Genomic DNA, 20,946 nt, shown 5'->3' with positions numbered 1-20,946 from the left:
CTACATTGTACTTTTAATTTTGCGCTGTTTTCTTTTTAGCTTGTGCTTGCGCCATTTGATTCGTAGCAATGAAATCAAGAAGAATTTCTGACGCCTCTTTAGCGTAAGTATCTTCTTCAACGGGTTTGATATCTTCTACTGAAGTAAGTAGGTCAAGACCGAGCGCTTTGCGACGTTCATTTTCGCGTTTAAGGTCGTTGGCTTTATTTTCTTCTCGTTGTTTGATGCGAGTTTTTTCATTAAGCGAAATGTTTCTATACATGTACTCTTGCTTTTTGAACTCGGCAATTTGCTCATTAATCGCAATGAAATTAGGGTCTTTTGCCATCCTAGCTTCATGACGAGGTTCCAAAATCGGCAAATACGCAGGCATGTTCCAATAAATTGGGTAGCGAGTTTCATGGATTTTGTCCCAAGGTAATGGATTTTTTAGTGCGCTTTCTCCTATTGCTTTTTTATCAATTAGCGAAGGGAAAATAATGTCTGGCATGACTCCTTTGTGTTGCGTGCTTTCACCAGAAATTCGATAAAATTTTGCCTGAGTTACTTTTAATTGGCCTTTGTCCAAGTCTTGCAATACCTGCACTGTGCCTTTGCCAAAGGTCTGGTTACCTAGAATTAAGGCTCGCCCGTAATCTTGTAAAGCTCCAGCAACGATTTCTGAAGCGGATGCGCTCATGCGATTTACTAGAACGGCCATAGGTCCACTATAAGCAATGGATTTGTCTAAGTCTCCTAGAGGTGTTACACGCCCACTTTGATCACGTATTTGAACTGTCGGTCCAGAAGGAATAAATAAACCCGCTAGGGCGTTCGCTTCTTGTAGTGAGCCGCCACCGTTGTTTCGTAAATCAAGGATTAGCGCTGAGATGTCTTCTTTACGAAGTTCTTCAATAAGTTTTTTAGTGTCTCTGGTCGAGCTTTTATAGTTTTTTTCGCCTGCTTGGATGGCCGCGAAGTCAGAATAAAAGGTTGGCAAGGTAATAACGCCAACTTTGTATTTTTCACCGTCACGTTCGATTTCAACGATTTCTTTTTTCGCTGATTGATCTTCCAATTTGACCTTTTTGCGCACGATGCTGATGGTCTTACTGGCTTGTGTGTCTCCTTTGCTAGGCGCAATTTCAAGCTTCACTGTTGTGTCACGTTCGCCACGGATCATATCGACTACGTCATCAAGGCGCATTCCAACCACGTCGATCATAGGTTTGCCTTCTTGTCCTACGGCAATGATTCGGTCGTTAGGTGATAAATCGCTTTGTGTCGCAGCAGGCCCACCGGGAATTAAGCGGACGACTTTTGTGTAATCGTCGTCCATTTGTAATACGGCGCCAATCCCTTCCAAAGAAAGACTCATATTGATATTAAAGGCTTCTGAGGCTCTTGGTGCGAAGTACGTAGTATGAGGATCTAGCGCTGCGGTAACAGAGTTCGCAAAAGTTTGAAAAACGTCAGTGGCATTGGTTTGATCGACTTGTTTCAGTTGATTTTTGTAACGCTTTTCAAGGATGGAGATGATTTTATCTTGGTTTTCTCCATTGAGTTTAAGTGTAAGTGCGCGGTTTTTTAGGCGTTTTCGCCAATAGTCATCTAGTTCCGCCTCTGTTGTTGCCCATTTTCGAGCTTCTGGGTCAGCGTTAAAGGATTCGTCGAGTTCAAAATTAAAGCCTTTAACCATTTCAGGTAATTTCGACTGCAGACTAGTTAGTCGTTTTTCTAAACGCTCTAGAAATAGGTTGTAAATGGTATAAGCGACTTGTGTATCACCGTTTCTCAAGGCGTCATCAAAACTGTCTTTGTATTGGCTTAGTTTATCAATATCACTTTTTAGAAAAAAACTTTTACTTGGGTCCAATGAATCAATGTAATAATCAAACGCTTTTTCTGAAATAGCATCATCAATGTGGGGTCTGTTATAATGGATCGCTTCCAGCATCTCCACGAGCTCTTTTGATACTTTGTCATATTCATGTGGAGGCTGCAGCTCTTGATATGCGGACGCAGAAGTCGAGGCAAGGGTATAGCCGGTTAAAAGGCAAAGCAAAAGGCGTTTATAGTTCATCCGGTATGGGCTCTCTCTGTCTATTTTATACGTCAATGTTAAAATCATATTAGACACTGGGCTGTAAGGCTAGCCTAAGTGTTAAAAAGTCACTTTTTTAAAGCATTTTGCTCATAGGGTATTATGGAATTCTCAAATTTTAATGACTCTTTACTGTCATTTCTTCAGTCGTCACCAACACCATTTCATGCTACTGCGAGTATGCGTAGTGCTTTAATTGCTGAAGGTTTCACGGAATTATCGGAAGCTGATGATTGGTCAATTAAAGAGGGGGGGAAGTACTTTGTCACCCGTAATGAATCTTCACTGATCGCGTTTACAACGCCACAACTTAATATCAGTCAATCAGGTTGGCGTATGATTGGCGCTCACACTGATAGCCCTTGCTTGAAGCTTAAGCCTAACGCTCAAGTGGATCGATTTGGATATCATCAGCTGGGTGTTGAAGTATACGGCGGTGTTTTGTTGCATACTTGGTTGGATAGGGATCTATCCATTGCTGGTCGTATTACGTTAAAAACTCAGGCTGGTGATATTGTTAGTCGCTTGGTGGATTTTAAAGGTCCAATTGCTGTCGTTCCTAATTTGGCCATTCATTTGAACCGACAAGCCAATGAAGGTTTTTCGGTTAATCCACAAGAAGAGATTTTGCCAATTTTGTGTGGTGCTGAAAATGAGTTTGATCTGCATGAGCTTTTAAAAACACAATTGCAAAAGCAATATGCGGATTTGTCTATTGATACTATCCTGGATTTTGAGCTGAGTTTATACGATACGCAAGCCGCCGCTTTAGTCGGTCTGCACAAAGAGTATATTTGTTCTGCACGTTTAGATAATTTGTTAAGTTGCTTTGTAGGCTTGCAAGCTTTACTGAATGACGATCATCAGCGTCCAAGTTTACTTATCTGTACCGATCATGAAGAGATTGGAAGTTTATCCGCTTGTGGTGCAAATGGGCCGTTTTTAGAGGATGTTTTACATCGTTTAACGCCAAATCCTGAGCAGTATGTTCAATCCATTCAGCGTTCTATGTTGGTCTCTGCAGACAATGCGCATGCTCTGCACCCTAACTATGCACATAAACATGATAAGTTGCATGCACCTTCGATTAATAAAGGGGCCGTTATCAAAGTAAATGCTAATCAGCGTTATGCAACCAATAGTGAGACGGCAGGTATTTATCGTGACTTAGCGGCACAAGAGAATTATGAAGTGCAATGTTTTGTGGTGCGAAGTGATATGGCATGTGGTAGTACGATTGGCCCTATAACTTCCGGTGAAATTGGTGTTCCAACGATTGATATAGGTTTACCGACTTTTGGTATGCATTCTATTCGTGAGTTGGCAGGTAGCCGAGATGCTTATGGATTATATAAAGTGTTAGTTCGATTTACTCAAAGAGAAAAATTAATCGCTCGTTAACCTGATGATGGTTTGATTAAACGTCAAGCACATAAAAACCGTAAAACATGATTTTACGGTTTTTATGGCTAATAATTCATATTTACAATTAATTTTTAGCAACTAACCATTTGTCCAACTCTTTGATCTTGTCTTCGGTAAGATCGCCTGTAGCTTCTAATAGGTTTAGTTTTTTCAAAACAAAGTTATAGCGATATTGCTCGTAGGTATTTTGTGCGTTGAAGAGGTTAGATTGTGCATCTAATAGCTCGACAAGGTTACGAGTACCAACATCATAGCCCGCTTTTGTTGCTTCTAAAGCACTTGTTCGAGAGCGAATCAATTGCTGTTGAGCATCAATCTGTGCAACGGCCGTTTGTAAGTCAAGATATAGGCTGCGAATATTCAGTTCAATTGCTTGTAGTGAACTGGCTCTTTGTTCTGTAGCTGACTCAGCTTGTGATGTAGCTTGACGAACGGATGCGTTAATTGCTCCACCACTGTATAAAGGAATACTCACTCCCAATGCGACAGACGCATTATTGGTTACACCGTCACGCATAGAAGCCGGCGCGCCACTGCTATAATCGGTATCTTTTCTTGATAACGAACCTGTGATTGAAACCGTCGGGGTACGACCATTGGCCTTTTGGATATTAACGTTGTTTTCTGCGCTTTCTACTGAAAGGTTCAGAATTTGCAGTTCTTTGTTATCTAGACGAGCTTTAGCAATCAAAGAATCAACTGACATATTTGGATCTAGACGGATTGGATAGTCTTTAGCTAGTTGGGGAATGCTCTTTATCTCTTGTCCTGTTCTTTGGTACAAAGCTTTTTGAGCATAAGATACACTGGAACGAGCGCTTAGCTCGGTTACTCGAACAGAGTCATATTCGGCTTGAGCATCTTGTAGGTCCGTAATGGAGGCTAGGCCCACTTCGTATTGTTTTTTGGCTCGGTCTAGCTGGCTGGCTGTGCTTTTTACTAATGCTTCGGTTGTTTGCAGTGTTGATTGCGCAATTAACAAATTGAAGTATTCAGTTAGTGTCTTCAATGCGAGGTCTTCTGCTGCATTCGTATAACTAATACCAGCACTTTTTGAGCTCAGTTCTACAGAGTCAACGGCGTAGCCTAGAGCAGGCGAATAAATAGGATAGTTCAACTGTAAGGCTAACGTATTGGAGGTGCTGTCAAAGTTGTTAGCGTCAGTATCGGTTTTATCGTAACCAAGATTGCCGTTAAAAGTGATATTTGGGTATAGGTTGCCTTTGGTAACCGTTACACCTTCTTTTTGTGCCTGATAAGTGGCAGCAGCAGCTCTTAAACTTGGGTCATGTTGTTGGGCAAGTTTGTATACTTCGTAAATGCTTTCAGCGTGAGCAGTTGTGCTACTTAACACAGCCGCGGCAATAAGTGAGGGTATAATATGCTTTTTCATAGATCTCTGTGGGCTCGTATTATGAAATATAGTTATAATAGTACCTTAAGTTTTTATCTTGTGGCAGTGCTTATATTGCTATATCTATTATGACTCTTGACCATATCATAACGAAATATTTTAAATAGACTTTTAATGTGAAAAATTAATGCAAGCCGTACTGCTTTTTAGCATTTAATTTTTCACATTGATGAATATTAGCTTTTTACGTCTATTTTATAAGTGATGGTTTTTTTCGAGTTCGCCTTAATATTGCCTGAAATAATTAAGCTATTCGCCTGAATTTGAGCTGAGTCCTTACCTTCTAATACTTCAACTATGCCATTCGTGTTTTGTTCTACAGAAAATGCTTGGGGGGTGTTTGAATGGTTAATAATGGTTGCCTTCCAAACTTGAGTACTAGGCAGTTTTTGAGAAGAAGCGCTTACTAAAGAGAGGTAACCAGTAATATCTTGACTTTTGTTGGTTATGACATCGATTGAGTTGCCTTTACGAATGGTATTTAAGTGGACCGTATTGCCAGGGATAAGTAACTCACCTCTTTTCCAAAAGGTTTTGTATTCACCTGGAATGCCATTTTTTTGTAAGGTAAAGCGTAGGTTATTATAAAAGTTTAATTCTATTTTTCCTGAATTACCGCCATAAGTGTACAGTTTGGCTTGGTGGATATGCTTTTCTATTTTTGTGTCGCTGCTAGGTAAGGGGATTAATGTATTTGAATAAGGGGAAATAGAAAGCGTGCCTCCAAGGGTATAGCTTATCTCATTGTCTTGATAGTTTACGTCTGGACGATCAGCGCTCATAGCCAATGACGAACGCTCTGTTTTAAACAGTCGTGGCGCTGTAGTTCTTGAATAATGTAAAAGGCTGTCTTGTATTTGGACTATAGAGCTTGAGTTATTGTGAATAAGTGCTTGTTGAGAAATGCTGACCTTATCATCATCTATGATCAAGCTGAGCTGAGGAGTCCACGAAAGTTGGTTTGTCTGATAGCTGACTTTATAAGTTGGAGGTGTATTCTCGCTGTTGGTATCGGTAGCTGGAATTTTGTTTTCCATGTTTGGGGTTTCTAATGGAATTAGATAGAAGTCATCCATGGGCAATTTGGTTGAATAGTCTTTACTGCTAAGGACAAAAGAGCGTGAGTCTTGCTCTATTTTTGTTAGCGTGCCGGTATAGTTTAAGTCTCGTAGTTTATGCTCAACTCTGACTTTATGGTTTATTTGATCAAACCAATTCGTATCGTGGTTATTTTGTAAGTGGGTTATCGGTGCGAAACTCTCTTGTAGTGGTAAAAGTGTTCCTGTATTTGGCGTTAGGCTCAGCTCTGAACTATTTTCTACAACTTGACTGTTGTCCAGTCCAATAACCGCATTAATAGGTGTTGCAAAAGCAGTTTGGTTCGTTATGCCTAATAGAATACTAAGGCATAAATAAGTCGGTTGTTTTTTCATAACAGAGTCCTTTTTGTTGGTAGTCATGTTTTACAAGTTGTCGTGGTGAAACTTATATGATGTTACCCTAATCTTTTTAATTAAACGTAAAGCAATGTAGCAAAAATAAGGTTTTGATGTGGATAAAAAATTACTCATTATTGACGGATTGAATTTGATTCGACGACTTTATGCGGCGCTAGAGTCTGAAAAAGATTTAGATCGTCGAATTGAGCGAACGCAAAGTATTGCAGTCGAAGCCTTGGCGAAACTGACTCACCAGTTTTCTCCTTCTTATGCTGTGGTTGTGTTTGACTCAAATGGTAAAACTTGGCGTCATAGAGTTTATCCTGAGTATAAGTTAGGGCGTGTTCCAATGGATGATGCGCTGCTTAACGCCTTACCCGAGTTTGCTAAGGTATTTCGGTTTAATCATTTGCCTTGTTTAAGAATAAATGGCTGGGAAGCGGATGACCTTATTGCAACTTTAGCTGTCAAAGCTGCAAACCGGGATGTGAAGTCATATATCATCTCCACAGATAAAGGGTTTACTCAATTATTAGGGGATGATCGTATTCTCCAATATGACTATTTTGCCAAATTAGGGTACGACAAAATCTGGGTGCCCGGAAAGTATGGCGTTGAACCACAACAGTTGACCGACTATTGGGCTTTGGTAGGAGATATCACCAATCGCATCCCAGGAGTTAAAGGGATTGGACCAAAAACGGCTCTAGGGATAATAAATTCCTTTCCAACTATCGAACAAATTTATGCAAATCTATCGTCTTTCTCAGAGCGTATTCAGTCAATGTTAGCTGGCGGATATGAGCAATGCTTGTTGTCTCGCTCATTAGTTGCTTTGAAAACGGATGTGGAAATTGGGGTTAGACTTTCACAGCTTAGGTATATCGAAAGTAAAGTTGAGTGAATATCAAACTTCTCAGTAGAAAAGATAGGTTTAACCCCTTACTCATATCTTATGGGGCGCTTATAATAGCGGCATTTCAGGCAACGGATAAATGAGATTTTTATGTCAGAGGTAAGAACACGTATTGCGCCTTCACCAACAGGCGACCCACATGTAGGTACAGCTTACATTGCATTATTTAATATGGCTTTTGCACGCAAAATGGGCGGTAAGTTTATTTTACGTATTGAAGATACTGATCAGACTCGTAGTACGCCAGAATCGGAAAAGATGATTTTAGACGCATTGCGCTGGTTAGGCCTAGATTGGGCGGAAGGTCCTGATGTCGGTGGTGAATATGGCCCTTATCGCCAAAGTGAGAGAGGTGACATATACGCTCAATATGCGCGTGAGTTAGTTGAGAAAGGCCATGCTTTTTATGCATTTGAAACCACGGAAGAGTTGGACCGAATGCGTATTGAGCAGAAAGAGCAGGGTCTGCCACAAAAATACGATGGCCGTGCATTAAACCTGACTCCAGAAGAGGTGCAAGCTAAACTAGATGCTGGCGTTCCTTATGTTATTCGCATGAAAATTCCTGAAGAGGGCACATGTGTTGTTCAGGATATGCTTCGTGGCACTATCGAAATTGATTGGGCTCAAGTAGACATGCAAGTTTTGTTAAAAGCGGATGGCATGCCAACTTACCATTTGGCCAACGTGGTTGATGATCATTTGATGAAAATCACTCATGTTATTCGTGGCGAAGAATGGATCAACTCTGCGCCTAAGCATATTTTGTTGTACCAGTACTTTGGTTGGGATATGCCAACGCTTTGCCATATGCCTCTACTGCGTAATCCAGATAAATCTAAGCTATCTAAACGTAAAAACCCAACCAGTATTTTGTATTACCAGCGTATGGGTTACATGTCCGAAGCAGTGATTAACTACTTAGGGCGTATGGGTTGGTCTATGCCTGATGAACGTGAAAAGTTCTCTTTAGATGAAATGATTGAACACTTTGATATTCAGCGTGTTTCTTTAGGTGGCCCTGTTTTTGATGTGGAAAAATTAAGCTGGCTGAACGGTATGTGGATTCGAGAGAATTTAACACCAGAATCGTTTGCGCAGAAATATGTTGAATGGGCGCTTAACCCTGAATATTTAATGAAGATTCTACCGCTAGTAATACCGCGAGTTGAGACCTTTTCTGATGTAGCGGATGTCGCTGGGTTCTTTCTCAAAGGTATGCTGCCTATTACCAAAGAAGATTTTGCTTCTATTAAAATGGAAGAGGAAACGCTTCGTAAAGCAATGCAATTTGCTTTATGGCGTTTGGAAACTTTGAGTAAATGGGAAAAAGACGAAATTTTTAATGAAATGAAAACATTGGCTCAGGTGATGGAAATTAAGCCAAAAGATTTCTTCGCACCTTTGTTTGTTGCTATCTCAGGAACAACCGCGTCTGTTTCAGTGTTTGATTCAATGGCCATATTAGGCTCTGATATTTCACGTGCTCGTATGCGTACTGCCGTGAACGTATTAGGTGGCCCATCTAAGAAAGAAGCGAAGCGCTGGGAAAAAGAATACGCTGGCTTGTAATTGATTGGCCTTTGGGTTAACACTTAGGCCATGGTTAGATGAAAAAAAACCGACTTTGAAGTCGGTTTTTTTTGGTCGTTTTGTTTATATTAACGAGTAGTAAAAACGCTTGTTTTTTTGTCTAGGCTGCTAACTTGATTATGAATGTCACTAGTATTGCCCTCAATACTATTGATATAGCTATTATCACGTTGAAGCTGTTGAGCAATTTTGTCCATTTCCTCACTCATATGTACAGCAGTTTTAGCCACTTCTTGGATAGAGCGTGCCATATCAATCGAGGAGGCTGAGCTTGTCTGTGCATTTCGCTCAATTTCACGAATTGCCAATTCTGCCTTTTCACTGAATTCTTCAATCGAATGCAGGCTTTCTTGACCGCTGTGCATAGTTTCGATAGCTGTTTGTGTTGAGGACTGGATCGTGCTTACGATATCCGTGATTTTAGCTGTGGCATCTACTGTTTTTTCTGCTAGAGAACGTACTTCGTCTGCTACAACAGAGAAACCTCGGCCAGCTTCGCCAGCACGCGCGGCTTCAATGGCTGCGTTCAATGCAAGCAGGTTAGTTTGATTGGCTAGGTCATTTATCATACCGATAACATTGTCGATATCTTTCGATAACTGACCAAGTTCATTAAGCTGCTCGCTGGTTTTATTAACCACGCTAATAGTGCTAGAGAGGTTGGATAGGGCGCCTTTAATAGTTTCAGCACCCACTTTAGCCGATTCATAAGTGTTTTGAGACTGACTACTTAAATCTTCTGTTGTACTAGAAATACTAGAAATTGTTGTTGAAATTTCTTCTGTTGCAGCAGCAAGAGAGTTGGTTTGCTCGCTTACTGAGCGGTTGCTTTGTGCAATGTTGGTAACAGAGGTGTTTAACTCTGTCACCATGTTATTAACACCTTGAGTTGTATCAACGACTTCGCCAATAACGGAACCGAGACCGGTGGTCATTTCGTTTACCGAGCTGCACAAAGAGTCAAATTCATCGTTACGTTTGTGGTTGACATAAAGACGAGCCGTTAGGTCTCCGCTTTTCACTTTGCCAAGGTCTTTCATGATTTGGTTGAGAGTCTTATTAACGCTACGGCCAATTCCCATCATCATAAGCCCGGCAATAATCGCCACCACAACACTCACAATAATTAAGCTAATGCTGGCTTGTTGTGAGCTTGCAGAAGCTTGTTTTCTAGCATCTACCACTGCCTGTTGCATGTAATCTACAGCGGCTGATCGAGTTTGAGCAAAATTAGCTTTTTGATTGGAAAACTCGGTTTGAAGACCAATAAGTTTCTGGTTTTCACTATCAAAGTCTTCTACAGCTGAAAAGTATTGATTGATGACTTCACCAAAACGTTCTTCTAGGCCAAAGTTTTTGACGCGTTTGTAGAATTTGTCATAGCGTTCCATAAAGGCGGCTTTATTTTCCGGAGCAGGTTCAAAAATAAAGTTTTTTTCTGCTTCTCGAACAGGCAAAAATTCTTGTTTAACTAGGCTGAGGAAAGATATTTCTTCCGTTACTTTTTCACCTAATTCAGAGATTTTACCTTTTAAGCCTGATGAGCCATTAAAGCCTACTTTTTGTCTTTGTTGAACAAGCTGCTTTAGTGCTTCTATGTAGTTTGTGAGTGAGACGGTAATGTTCTCAATGTTATTTTTCGCTTCAGGATCTACAAGAAGGTTTTTATCTTGCTCAAGTGAGCTGATGAAACTCTCATAATTGGTGTTTAATTGTTCAAGAAAGCTCTCATAAGAACTGTCATCTATTTTAGATAGGGATTCGTATTCTTCCATCAAGGTAATGATTAAAGATGATAGGTCTTTATCTACTGCTGTGAGACGCTCAAATTTAGAAGAAGACGTTTCTTGTACGCTTAATCCCTGTAAAGCAACCGCAGTTACGACAACGAATCCAAGAATAGCAGCAATAAGAAGAGAGAGTAACTTGGTACGGAAACTAAGATTTGCCAACATATTATGTCCTGCATTTATTATTATAGGTTCAGCCGATAGCCATTAGTATATGAGCAAATTCTACTTTATCTTCATACGTTTTTTATGTCTATCAATGCTTTACAAAAAACTACTTAAGTATTCTATTTCTAATATGGCCTTGTTTGCAATTAATTGACATAAAATTGTGCTTTTATTTGCGATTTATCAAACATGGCGATTTTGGTGCAAATGGTAACTTTCCTAGAAGTCATGTGGGCTTAACCAGATCTGAGTTTTTTTATTGCCAAGGTAGGTTATTTTACCTGAATAACGTGCTATTCCACTGGAGCTAAATTCAAATTTGTAGGTTCGTTTGATTTTGATCGCCCCATGATGCCAAGAGGGTTTCCATTCATCACCAGCAACACTGTCTTCTAATAATTGAAGGTTGAGTGACTCGCAGTGCTTTTTGGCACTAATGAGTGCCTGTTCACGGATAGATGCGTTCCTCCACCAAGAGTATATAGCAGCAGAAATAAAAAGAAGTATTACTATGTCTGAAAGTTGTAAGTTCATTTATGCCAACTATGTCTTAATAAAATAGTTACATCATAACGAATAGCAGCAATAAAAAAATAGTGTCGGAGAAAAATACGTGGCTACCTCCAAGCAGGAGAGAAAGGAGAGGTAGCCACGTTCTTCACGCATGTTAGAGTAGATCGTAAAATTATCTCATTGATTGAAACTAAATTTGGGCATTCGGGGCAGCGAATGTTTGGATAAACCAAATTTGAGTCGTTAGTTCCATTCAAATGGCCAGTCAGGCGATAATTTAGGCGGCTTCTACTGCTCTTTCAGCGTAAAGCTGGATAACCCACTGCTCAATGCGTTGATCAGTAAGTTCAAACTGTTGATCCTCATCGATAGCCAAACCCACGAAGGTTTCTTTATTATGCACACAGGCTCTTGAGGCTTCGAACTCATACCCTTCTGTAGACCATTGGCCTATGAAGGTGGCATTTGTCGGTAATAATTTCTCATATAGCCAGCCGACAGCATCCACAAAGTAGTCGCCATAACCAAATTGGTCACCAAGGCCATATAAGGCAATAACAGTGTCTTCAAGATCGAGTTCACCTAAGTTGTCGCCAATTTCTTCCCAATCCGATTGAATGCCACCAAAATCCCATGTGGGGATGCCCAAAATAAGCATGGAATACTGTTCAAGTTGATTAAGGGTAATGTCCTTTATATTGAATATATCGACTTTTTCTTCTAGTTCTTCCCATTGCTTGGCAATTTTGTGGCCAACTTCTTCTGTGTTGTTGGTGTCTGTACCGTAAATGAGGGCAATTGTTGATTGAGCCATGTTGTGCCTTAACTGTTTAAATTTAGTGGATTTGTGCATATTGGTGACTGCTGACACCAAAGTGTTGAATAAATACCGCCTCAAATTGGTCTTCTGAAAGACCACTCTGAGCAACAATATGTGACTTAGCGTTAGGGTCTTGTCTCAATTGCGCAGCAGCAAATTTAATGCGACAGAGTGTTTGATATTTTTCAATAGATTGACCAACAATGAGCTTAAAGCCTAGTGTAAGGGCTTCGGAATTTAGGCCGACCTGATGAGCCAGATGTTGAATATTTAGAGCGTCATGCTCTGGCATTTCTATTAAATTCTGCGCGTGAAAAATTTTTCCTTGGCAGTTTTCACAATGAGATAGGTGACTCATCATTTGTAACTGTTCAATGAGAATGAAAATGGCTGAATATAGGTATCCAGCAAGGCTAATTGAGTGTCCGCTATGAGCCAATATGGGCTCAATAGCTGAGATGGTTTTTGGGGTAAGGGGAAGCTCAATAATTCCTTGCTCATTACCTAATTTATCTTGCATTGTCAAGAAGTGTTGGGTGATTTGCTCTTCGGTTTCACTAAGTACCGCGGCTAGGTGGGCAGGGGTAATTCGGGTTTGCAGTAAGCTATGTTCATCACCTTTTGCCATGACTAAGTTGCCACTTGAGTTTTGAGGGCAGTAAATAATTTGTACTGAACTTATTTCGTCAACTGTTTTTATTGACCCTGTTCCCAAGAAAGAAAAGTAAAGTCCTGCTTGAGCCTCTTCGTAAATTGAAAGGTCTATATTGCTAGTTAATCGCTGATTAAGTAATTGTAGGCTTGGAAGTAAAGCAAGTTGTCTCTTATGTCCAGATAAGTAGAACGATAGTTCTTCTTTGATGTTTCCTGCTTTGTCATACACATCGTGCATATTTAATTGCATCGTATGTCACCTCTAATTTGATAATGGTTATCATTAAAGGTTTTTTTGGTTTTTAATGCAAGTGATTCTCATTAATTTTTTTATATGAGAATCACATTGTTGATATGTTTATTAGATGTAGTGCTGGAAAGGTTAGTTCAAATAGTCGGTTCTATTAAGCCCGTATTTTTGCATTTTTTGATTTAGGGTTCTACGTGGTAGTTGAAGCTGTTCTAACACGAGTTGAATATTGCCTTTTTGTTGTCTAATGCTGGCTTCAATTAAGCTACGCTCAAACTCTTGTACTTTTACACTAAGTGGCAGTGGGGTGATGGTGTCTATATCATCTTGGGCTTGATAGCCTGCTAGGATTTTGGCAACGCTTGTATTGGGTTCAAGAGCATACCGTAGTGCGACATTCCTAAGTTCTCGAACATTACCTGGCCAGCCATATAATGTTAGTGTTTCATGATCGATTGGACTAAGTTGTTTAAGTTCTCCTCCGCGCTCTTTAACGGCTATACGACAGAAATGTTCGAATAGTAGGGGGATGTCAGAGCCTCTGTTGCGTAAATCAGGAAGGTGAATTTGGGACACATTTAGTCGAAAGAAGAGATCTTGTCTAAAATCTTCTAGTGTCTGCAAATCGTTTTTAGCTGCCGCAACCACTCTTAAGTCTATTTTGATCGTATTATTACTGCCAACACGCTCAAGCTGGTTTTCCTGTAATACTCGCAGTAATTTAATTTGCATAGCGAGAGGCATACTTTCTATTTCATCTAGAAATAATGTGCCACCACTGGCATATTCCAGTTTACCAACTCTTTGTTTATTAGCGCTTGTGAAAGCGCCTGCTTCATGGCCGAATAGTTCACTTTCAAAAAGCTCAGCTGGAATGGCGGCGCAATTTATAGCAACAAAGGGTTTTGCTTTTCTGGGGCTGCAATCGTGCAGCGCTTTTGCAACAAGCTCTTTGCCACAACCTGTTTTGCCATAAACAATGACATGAGTATCCATACTGGCAAAAGTTTGGATTTGCTGTCTGACACGAATCATTTGTTCATGTTGGCCAATAATGGTTTCTTCTAGGCCATGTAGGTCACCGAGGTATTGCGATTGATTAGCGTGTTGCAACTGAACTTTTCTTAGTTGAATGGCTTTTTCTACAGTTTGTAATAATCGATTTGGGTCAAAGGGCTTCTCAAGGAAGTCAAAGGCACCATCTCGTAACGCATTAACGGCGGTGTCGACGTCGCCATGGCCGGTAATTAAAATGAATGGCAATTCTGGCTCTTTGGTTAGGCAATTATCCATCAGTGTTAACCCATCTATGGGCGTCATTCGGATATCACTAACAACAATGCAAGGCAGTCCCACGTTAAAATTGTCTATGAGAGTTTGAGGGTTTTGAAATTCTTTTACTTTGTAATCAGATAGGCGTAACCATTGGGTTGTCGTCGAGCGAACAATATCATCATCGTCTAAAAGCCAGATTTCAATTGGGTTATTTGTATTGTTGTTATCCATATCATGCCTTTAATAGTGTTAAGTGGAATATCAGTTGCGAGTCACTGTTATGACTCGCGTTGAGTGTTCCATTCATGTCTTTTGCCAAGTTAGCGCTGATCGCAAGCCCCAAACCAAGGCCTTTTCCTATAGGTTTTGTGGTGAAGAAAGGCTCAAAAATATGCAATAGTTTTTCTTTCTCTATGCCTGGTCCGTTGTCTTGGTAGCTGATAATAATTTGCTTATTATCTTCTTGAAGAGAGATTTTAATACAGGGTGCGATGCTAAATTCCGCACAAGCTTGTACAGAGTTGCTGATAAGATTCGAAAAAATTCTTTCTAAGCGAGTTGGTTCTGCGATAACTGTATCTAAATTATTTAATTTGATTTCCCATTGGACGGACTGAATATCGTCACCAAGGCTTTCGATTGCTTTGTCTAATGAATGTTTTATAGAAGTGGGAGCTAATTGTTCAGGTCTTCGGTAAGCGAGTACTTTTAATTCACTAGTAAGACTTTGCATCCTAACGACTAGTGTTTCTAGGTCTAGAAGTGTTTTGAGGGCCTGTTCTGAATCCTGTCGTTTAAGTAAAAGTTCAGCGGTATAAGCTAAGGTTCTTATGCCTGTTAACGGTTGATTTAATTCATGAGCAATGGCGGTTGACATTTGTCCTATTGCCGCCAGTTTTTCTGTTCTTAATAGTTCTTTTTGTGCCAGTTCTAGGGCTTTTGTCCGCTCTAATACTCGCTCTTCAAGGCGAGTATTCGCTTCTAATAGATTGAGCTCGGCTCGTTTTCGTTTGCTTATATCGATTAACGTAACGAGATAGCCTTGATTATCACTCCACTCTAAGGAAGACACAGACAGTAGAGCAGGAAAGGTGTGCCCATTATCTTTCTGTAGCAATACTTCTTGTTCCAATAAATTATTGGTTCGATCATTTACATTTGAGAGCTGATTTTGTAGCGCTTTTATAAAGGAGAGTGCGGTGTGATTTTCTGGGCAATCAGGTAAAAATTCATGGAGGAAATGGTTGTTTAGTTCTGCTGTTTGACCAAAATAGCGTAGTCCCATGGGATTAACAAAAGAAATTTCTCCTTCTTTGGTTAGCTGAAGAAGCCCCACGTGGGTATTTTCTATTAGTACACGCTGACGCTGTGCACTTTTGGCAACAAGGATTTCGTTTTCCAGTTTTGATGCGATTTTTAAGGCTCGTTCACGTCTATAGAGCCAAAAAAGAAAAATTAATGCGAATATACCGAGACAGATAAAAGCGATATTGCGGGCTTTCTTTTCAATGCTTTTTAAGCTTGATAAATAATGGATTTGCCATTTTAGGTCATCTAGTGTGACATTTTGCAAAAGATAGTTGCCATCATTTAGATGGTAGATTTTAGAGCGGGTATTATTTAAAAATTGAATGTCATTATAGTTATTAAGCCAATCTTTAACTAATAATCGGTTTAATTTACTGGCTAAAAAAATAAGGTTGTTTTGATCGGTTATTACCACTAAATCTTCCAAAAGATTCCAGCGCTCAATCAAATGACTAACATTGATTCGAACAGCGATAGCACCTGCTAGCCCTTTTTTTGTATATACAGGAGCAAGTACTAGGTGAGCGGATTTATGATGCTGTGTGTTATAGCCAGACACTAAAATGTATTCGCCTTGTTGCTCTTTTAATACTTTGCTTAGATCTTGTTTATCAAAATACTCATCTAAGTCAAAATTGGGTGACTGTTCACTTGAAACGAGTAAGTCACCTTTTGCTGATAAGATAAACCAGTCTTGGGTTTTTGATACGTGTGTTAGGTCTTCCAGTTGCCTTTGTAGTTGTCGCGTTAGCTTTTTGTTTTTAGGGTTGTTCATAAAGGCTAATAGCGTTGGATTATCTGCCAAAGCGTAAGGCAAGATGTGATAGTTTTTTAATTCATTACGTAGCTCGATGACAAAGTTTAGCAGTTTATCTTGGCCTTCAGAGTGTTTGTCTATGATTAGAGCCTGATAAGAGATGGCATTAATGCCAAAAAAAAGTAAAGTGAGTACGGCACAGCCCAATGATAGGAAGAAAAGACGGTGTTTGCGGAATTGGGAAATCAAATGGAGTCTCTCGTCCTGTGGCGATTGTTAATCGATCTAGGGTCTTGTATCAAATCAGATTAAGACCTCGTAACAAAGTAACGCCGATGCTTGTTGTAATCAAGGATGCGATGGTAGTAATCACGATGATATTGGCGGCTAAGGTGGCGTTGCCATTCATGGCTCGAACCATAATATAGCTTGCCGAAGCGGTAGGGGCTGATGACATAAGAAACAAAACGCCGAGTTCCATTCCCCGATATCCTAGTAAATAACCACCAAGGGTTAATGCAAAAGGTATGAAAATCAATTTGCCGACAGATGCTAAGAGGGCGCCTAAAATTCCTTCTTTCAAAGATTTAAAGCTTAAGGAAGCACCGGCGCACAATAAAGCTAATGGTAGTGTCATTTGTGCAAAGTAATCACCAGCCTTATAGAGTGTTGTTGGTAAGCTTAAGCCAGTTATGGCTGTCGCAAAAGCCGCTACTATGGCAATGATCAGCGGATTTTTAGCGATCCCCTTCACAATCACTTTGATACCACTTTTTCCTCCCAAAGCACGACTCAAGCCAACAACAGATAAAACGTTAAATAATATGGTGACACCGCCCAGATAAGCAGAAGCAACAGAAAATACGTCATTACCATAAGCATTTACGCAGTAGGCTAGGCCGATAATGCCCATATTGGAACGGAAAGCGGCTTGTACTAATACCGCACGTTCCGCTTTGTCTGTGACCCAAAAAGACATGATCATTTCAAGAGCCACATAACTGATGACAACGGCGACCATTGCATAGATCACCAAGGATAGATCAGTATCACTATTGAGGTCTGTTTTTGAGATATTAATAAAGAGTAGGGCGGGAAGTGTTACGTTGAACACCAGTTTAGACGCTACATCAATGAAGTTATCATTGATGAGCCGTATTCGGTATAAGAGGATTCCAAGCACCAAGATCATAAAAATTGGCATGGTGATTGAAAAAGAAAATACCAAAACCTCTAAAAAGTTGTTCAACGCTGTTCCTTATAAAAGGTCTTATTGATCATTATTCTCGAAGCGATAACCTGCACCGTAAACAGAATGAATAACGTTCAATTCAGGGGCAACCGCAGAAATCTTTTTACGCAGTTTCTTAATGTGGCTATCAATGGTTCGATCACTCACGACACGGCTGTCAGCGTAGATGCTTTTCATAATAAGGTCACGGCCAAATACGCGGCCAGGCTCTTTGATAAGCAATTGGAGTAACTGGAACTCAACCGTTGTTAGGTCAATCAGCTCGCCTTTGTAAGTGGCACGAAGACGGTCAACATCTAGGTCAAAACCATCCGTGCGAGGAGATTCAGCTTGGTCAAGCTCAATTCGACGTAAATTTGCTTTTACCCGTGCAACGATTTCACGAGGACTAAATGGTTTACAAACATAATCATCTGCTCCCATTTCTAGACCTATTAGGCGATCAATTTCTTCTGCCTTGGCTGTCACCATAATAATAGGAACACCGCTGAATTGACGAACTTGTTTACAAATTTCAACACCGTCTAAACCCGGTAGCATCAAATCTAATAAAATAATATCAACTTGATTGTTTTTGATGTAGTCGACAGCAATATCGCCGCGGTCTAAGTGATGATGCTCGTAACCTGCTTGATCTAGGTAAGCACCCATTAATTCTGCTAATTTTGGTTCGTCTTCAATAATCAGTACTTTGCTCATAATCTTATTATTTCCTGTTCGTTTAACGAGAGTAGTTTAAAGGGAATTCTATTTTTATACCTAAGCCACCATCAGGTGAGTGATAAGCACTGATTGTGCCTTGATGTCCATCCACTATACTGGCGCAAATCGCGAGGCCTAAACCTCTTCCGCCAGTTGCTCTATTTCTTGAGTTTTCGACACGGAAAAACTGCTCAAAAATTCTATTTTTATCATCATCTGTTACGCCAGGTGCAGTGTCTTCAAAAAGCACAATGGCTTTTTTATTCTTCTTCAAAAGCTTAACGGTTAGCTTTCCTGGAGCATTGGTGTATTTCAATGAGTTATTCATCAGATTTGCAAAGAGTTGATGCAGTCGGTCTGAATCACCATTCATAACAATAGGGTTTTTCTGAGAATATTCAAACTCTAATTCTAATCCGGCTTCGTTAAAGGGAAGAGTTAATGATTGAACTGTTTGTTCAATAATATCGTTTAATGAGACATCTTCCATTTGATAGCTTAAGTTACCCATATCATGCATGGATAACTGGTTTAAGTCATCAATGAGACGTGCGATATGTAGTGTTTCCTGTTGCAGTGACGCAAGACTTTCAGGTGAGACTTTTATAATGCCATCTTGCATCGCTTCAATTTCACCTCTAAGAATTGCTACTGGTGTTCTTAATTCGTGAGCGGTATCGGCTACCCAACGTTTACGTGCTTCTCTTGTTTGTTCCAATGTGCAAGCTAGGTTATTAAAGTCACAGCTTAATCCAGCTAATTCGTCTGAACCTTTTACCGTTATTCTTGTGTCGTATTTTCCGGCCGCGAGTTTTTTGGTGGCCTTTTGCATTGAACTAATAGGGCGGCTTAACCATTGGGCTAATGGCCATGTTAATAGCGCGGCTATTGCCAGCATAAAGGCAGAAATGAGTAAAAAAGCTTCACCCTGTTGACGGACAAAGCGAAGTGTTTGGTCCTGGACAAGCTCTCTAATAGAGCGTAGACCCACATAGCCAACTACTTTTTTATTTACCACTACGGCATGAGTTTCTGCATCTGTGAAGCGCGTTTTACCGATAATTGGTTTTTGTTTCGCATCAAATAATAAAAAGCGCTGGCGATAGTATTGAGATGGATAGATTAAGTCTAAGTTGGGAGTGCTAGGTGGTGGTACAAGATCTCGCAGGTTCTCTATCTTGGCTTTGTGCCATTCATTTTCCATACGGCTTTCTTGGACCAAAAAATACCAGTCGTCATAATAAATATAAAGGTTGGCGGTTCGGTTAGCCATTTGCTCTAAAAAGTCACGATCTCGTTCTGTGGCATAAGACACAAACCCTCGGTCAAAACTCCACTGAAATACTTGCCACATAGAAACAATGAGCAAAATGTTACTTAAGACAAAAACAGCAAACAGTTTATGTCGAATTTTTAGCCCTTTGTTTGTGCTCATAGATGAATTTGAAATCCTATTAATGTGTCCTGCATCTGGTTTGCAGGAAATTGATAATCGTCGATATTAGAGTGCATTATCCTTGGTATCGAGTGGGTTCGCTAGTCATACTAATCGTTTGTTTACTATACAGTTTAATTTGTAAAGATAGCTACTTGGTTGGCGTGTAAATAATGAGGATTTCCCATTAACTTATTCCTTTAGTATGATGCCTCGTTCTTTGATTGTTGAGGCTAATTATGCCTATTTTGTCTGTTGTAAAAGGTAGTTTTTCGTTCTTTTTGATCGTTTTAAATACCTTATTTTGCTTTGTTCCAGTAATGGTGTTGGCTTTGATTAAGTGCTTTCTTCCTATTGCGTCTGTGCGAGCGATTGTGAATTTGGTATTGGATAATATCGCAACATTTTGGATAGGGGTGAATAATTTTAATCAGCGTTATTTAGGCAGAACATCGATTTCGGTATCTGGAATGAATGATTTTGTCTCAAAAGATTGGTATATGGTGATAGCGAATCACCAATCATGGGTGGATATTCTCATTCTTCAGCGTTTGTTTAATAGGCGTATTCCTTTTATAAAGTTTTTTTTAAAGCGTGAACTTATTTGGGTGCCTTTTATTGGTTTAGCTTGGTGGGCTTTAGAGTTTCCTTTTATGAAACGCTATAGCTCTGCAGTTCTTAAAAAACGCCCCGAATTGAAAGGAAAAGATATTGAGGTTACGAAGAAGGCTTGTGAAAAATTTCAATACTTTCCTGTATCCATTATGAATTTTTTGGAAGGCACTCGCTTCACTCGGCAAAAGTACGATCAGCAATCTAGTCAGTATACACATCTTCTTATGCCAAAGGCTGGTGGTTTGTCTTTTGCGTTAAATGCGATGGATGGCAAGCTGCATAAATTAATCGATATCACTATTGTTTATCCGGAAGGAGTTCCAACCTTTTTTGAGTACCTTTGTGGAAGAGTGGCCCACATTAAGGTACATATAAACGTTATGCCGATAGACGATTCTCTGCTTGGTGATTATCAAAATGATGCTGAATATAGAGCCTACTTTCAGCAATGGGTTAACACACTTTGGCAGCAAAAAGATCAAGAAATTGAGCGTCTTTTAAAAGAAGAGTTTGAGTGTTTTTAATAAATCGAACATT

At 39.9% G+C, this 20,946-nt stretch carries 16 protein-coding genes; 4 read left to right on the top strand and 12 right to left on the bottom strand.

Annotation, left to right across the window (positions count from 1 at the left end):
- Nucleotides 1-13 precede the first annotated feature (13 nt).
- Nucleotides 14-2,062 carry a carboxy terminal-processing peptidase gene (locus C0J08_RS13695; RefSeq protein ID WP_212652497.1) on the bottom strand — a complete coding sequence of 683 codons (2,049 nt, stop codon included), beginning with the start codon at nucleotides 2,060-2,062 and terminating at the stop codon, nucleotides 14-16.
- 123 nt (nucleotides 2,063-2,185) lie between these two features.
- Here C0J08_RS13695 and C0J08_RS13690 point away from each other — a divergent pair, with 123 nt between their 5' ends.
- Nucleotides 2,186-3,484, top strand: coding sequence for a M18 family aminopeptidase (locus C0J08_RS13690; protein ID WP_212652496.1), 1,299 nt, complete (start codon nucleotides 2,186-2,188; stop codon nucleotides 3,482-3,484).
- Between the two features lie 88 nt (nucleotides 3,485-3,572).
- On the opposite strand, the gene C0J08_RS13685 is transcribed toward C0J08_RS13690, so the two are convergent.
- Nucleotides 3,573-4,901 (bottom strand): TolC family outer membrane protein, encoded by a 1,329-nt coding sequence (locus C0J08_RS13685; RefSeq protein ID WP_212652495.1) that lies wholly within the window; start codon nucleotides 4,899-4,901, stop codon nucleotides 3,573-3,575.
- A 197-nt stretch (nucleotides 4,902-5,098) separates the two neighbouring features.
- Entirely contained in the window at nucleotides 5,099-6,355 is a 1,257-nt protein-coding gene (locus tag C0J08_RS13680; RefSeq protein WP_212652494.1) for a hypothetical protein, read from the bottom strand.
- A 118-nt stretch (nucleotides 6,356-6,473) separates the two neighbouring features.
- Between C0J08_RS13680 and xni the strand changes: the two genes are divergently transcribed.
- Together xni and gltX are read left to right on the top strand one after the other, a co-directional pair.
- Entirely contained in the window at nucleotides 6,474-7,265 is a 792-nt protein-coding gene (gene xni / locus C0J08_RS13675) for a flap endonuclease Xni (protein ID WP_212652493.1), read from the top strand.
- 102 nt (nucleotides 7,266-7,367) lie between these two features.
- Nucleotides 7,368-8,849, top strand: a complete 1,482-nt coding sequence (gltX, locus tag C0J08_RS13670; RefSeq protein ID WP_212652492.1) for a glutamate--tRNA ligase — start codon at nucleotides 7,368-7,370, stop codon at nucleotides 8,847-8,849.
- Nucleotides 8,850-8,938: 89 nt separating this feature from the next.
- On the opposite strand, the gene C0J08_RS13665 is transcribed toward gltX, so the two are convergent.
- The 9 genes from C0J08_RS13665 to C0J08_RS13625 all read right to left on the bottom strand — a co-directional run bounded on the left by C0J08_RS13665 (nucleotide 8,939) and on the right by C0J08_RS13625 (nucleotide 19,794).
- Nucleotides 8,939-10,825: a methyl-accepting chemotaxis protein gene (locus C0J08_RS13665; protein WP_212652491.1), complete on the bottom strand. Its 1,887-nt coding sequence runs from the start codon at nucleotides 10,823-10,825 to the stop codon at nucleotides 8,939-8,941.
- A gap of 222 nt (nucleotides 10,826-11,047) precedes the next feature.
- Nucleotides 11,048-11,362: a DUF3301 domain-containing protein gene (locus C0J08_RS13660; RefSeq protein WP_212652490.1), complete on the bottom strand. Its 315-nt coding sequence runs from the start codon at nucleotides 11,360-11,362 to the stop codon at nucleotides 11,048-11,050.
- A 256-nt stretch (nucleotides 11,363-11,618) separates the two neighbouring features.
- Nucleotides 11,619-12,155: a flavodoxin gene (locus C0J08_RS13655; RefSeq protein WP_212652489.1), complete on the bottom strand. Its 537-nt coding sequence runs from the start codon at nucleotides 12,153-12,155 to the stop codon at nucleotides 11,619-11,621.
- A 22-nt stretch (nucleotides 12,156-12,177) separates the two neighbouring features.
- Complete coding sequence (locus C0J08_RS13650) at nucleotides 12,178-13,065, bottom strand: helix-turn-helix transcriptional regulator (RefSeq protein WP_212652488.1); 888 nt, start codon at nucleotides 13,063-13,065, stop codon at nucleotides 12,178-12,180.
- 132 nt (nucleotides 13,066-13,197) lie between these two features.
- Nucleotides 13,198-14,571: a sigma-54-dependent transcriptional regulator gene (locus C0J08_RS13645; RefSeq protein ID WP_212652487.1), complete on the bottom strand. Its 1,374-nt coding sequence runs from the start codon at nucleotides 14,569-14,571 to the stop codon at nucleotides 13,198-13,200.
- Nucleotide 14,572: 1 nt separating this feature from the next.
- Nucleotides 14,573-16,654 (bottom strand): PAS domain-containing sensor histidine kinase, encoded by a 2,082-nt coding sequence (locus tag C0J08_RS13640; RefSeq protein WP_212652486.1) that lies wholly within the window; start codon nucleotides 16,652-16,654, stop codon nucleotides 14,573-14,575.
- Between the two features lie 49 nt (nucleotides 16,655-16,703).
- Nucleotides 16,704-17,654 carry an AEC family transporter gene (locus C0J08_RS13635; protein WP_212652485.1) on the bottom strand — a complete coding sequence of 317 codons (951 nt, stop codon included), beginning with the start codon at nucleotides 17,652-17,654 and terminating at the stop codon, nucleotides 16,704-16,706.
- Between the two features lie 21 nt (nucleotides 17,655-17,675).
- Complete coding sequence (locus tag C0J08_RS13630) at nucleotides 17,676-18,356, bottom strand: response regulator (protein ID WP_212652484.1); 681 nt, start codon at nucleotides 18,354-18,356, stop codon at nucleotides 17,676-17,678.
- Nucleotides 18,357-18,378: 22 nt separating this feature from the next.
- Nucleotides 18,379-19,794 carry an ATP-binding protein gene (locus C0J08_RS13625; protein WP_212652483.1) on the bottom strand — a complete coding sequence of 472 codons (1,416 nt, stop codon included), beginning with the start codon at nucleotides 19,792-19,794 and terminating at the stop codon, nucleotides 18,379-18,381.
- 239 nt (nucleotides 19,795-20,033) lie between these two features.
- On the opposite strand from C0J08_RS13625, the gene yihG reads away from it, so the two are divergent.
- The gene (yihG, locus tag C0J08_RS13620; RefSeq protein ID WP_212652482.1) at nucleotides 20,034-20,933 is read left to right on the top strand and encodes a 1-acylglycerol-3-phosphate O-acyltransferase, YihG family; all 900 of its coding nucleotides are present in this window, start codon (nucleotides 20,034-20,036) and stop codon (nucleotides 20,931-20,933) included.
- The last annotated feature ends 13 nt before the right edge of the window (nucleotides 20,934-20,946 follow it).

It is taken from the genome of Marinomonas sp. CT5, from assembly GCF_018336975.1.
Classification (GTDB): domain Bacteria; phylum Pseudomonadota; class Gammaproteobacteria; order Pseudomonadales; family Marinomonadaceae; genus Marinomonas.
Note: the sequence above shows the minus strand (reverse complement) of the source record. Positions and strands in the feature narration are given on the sequence as shown.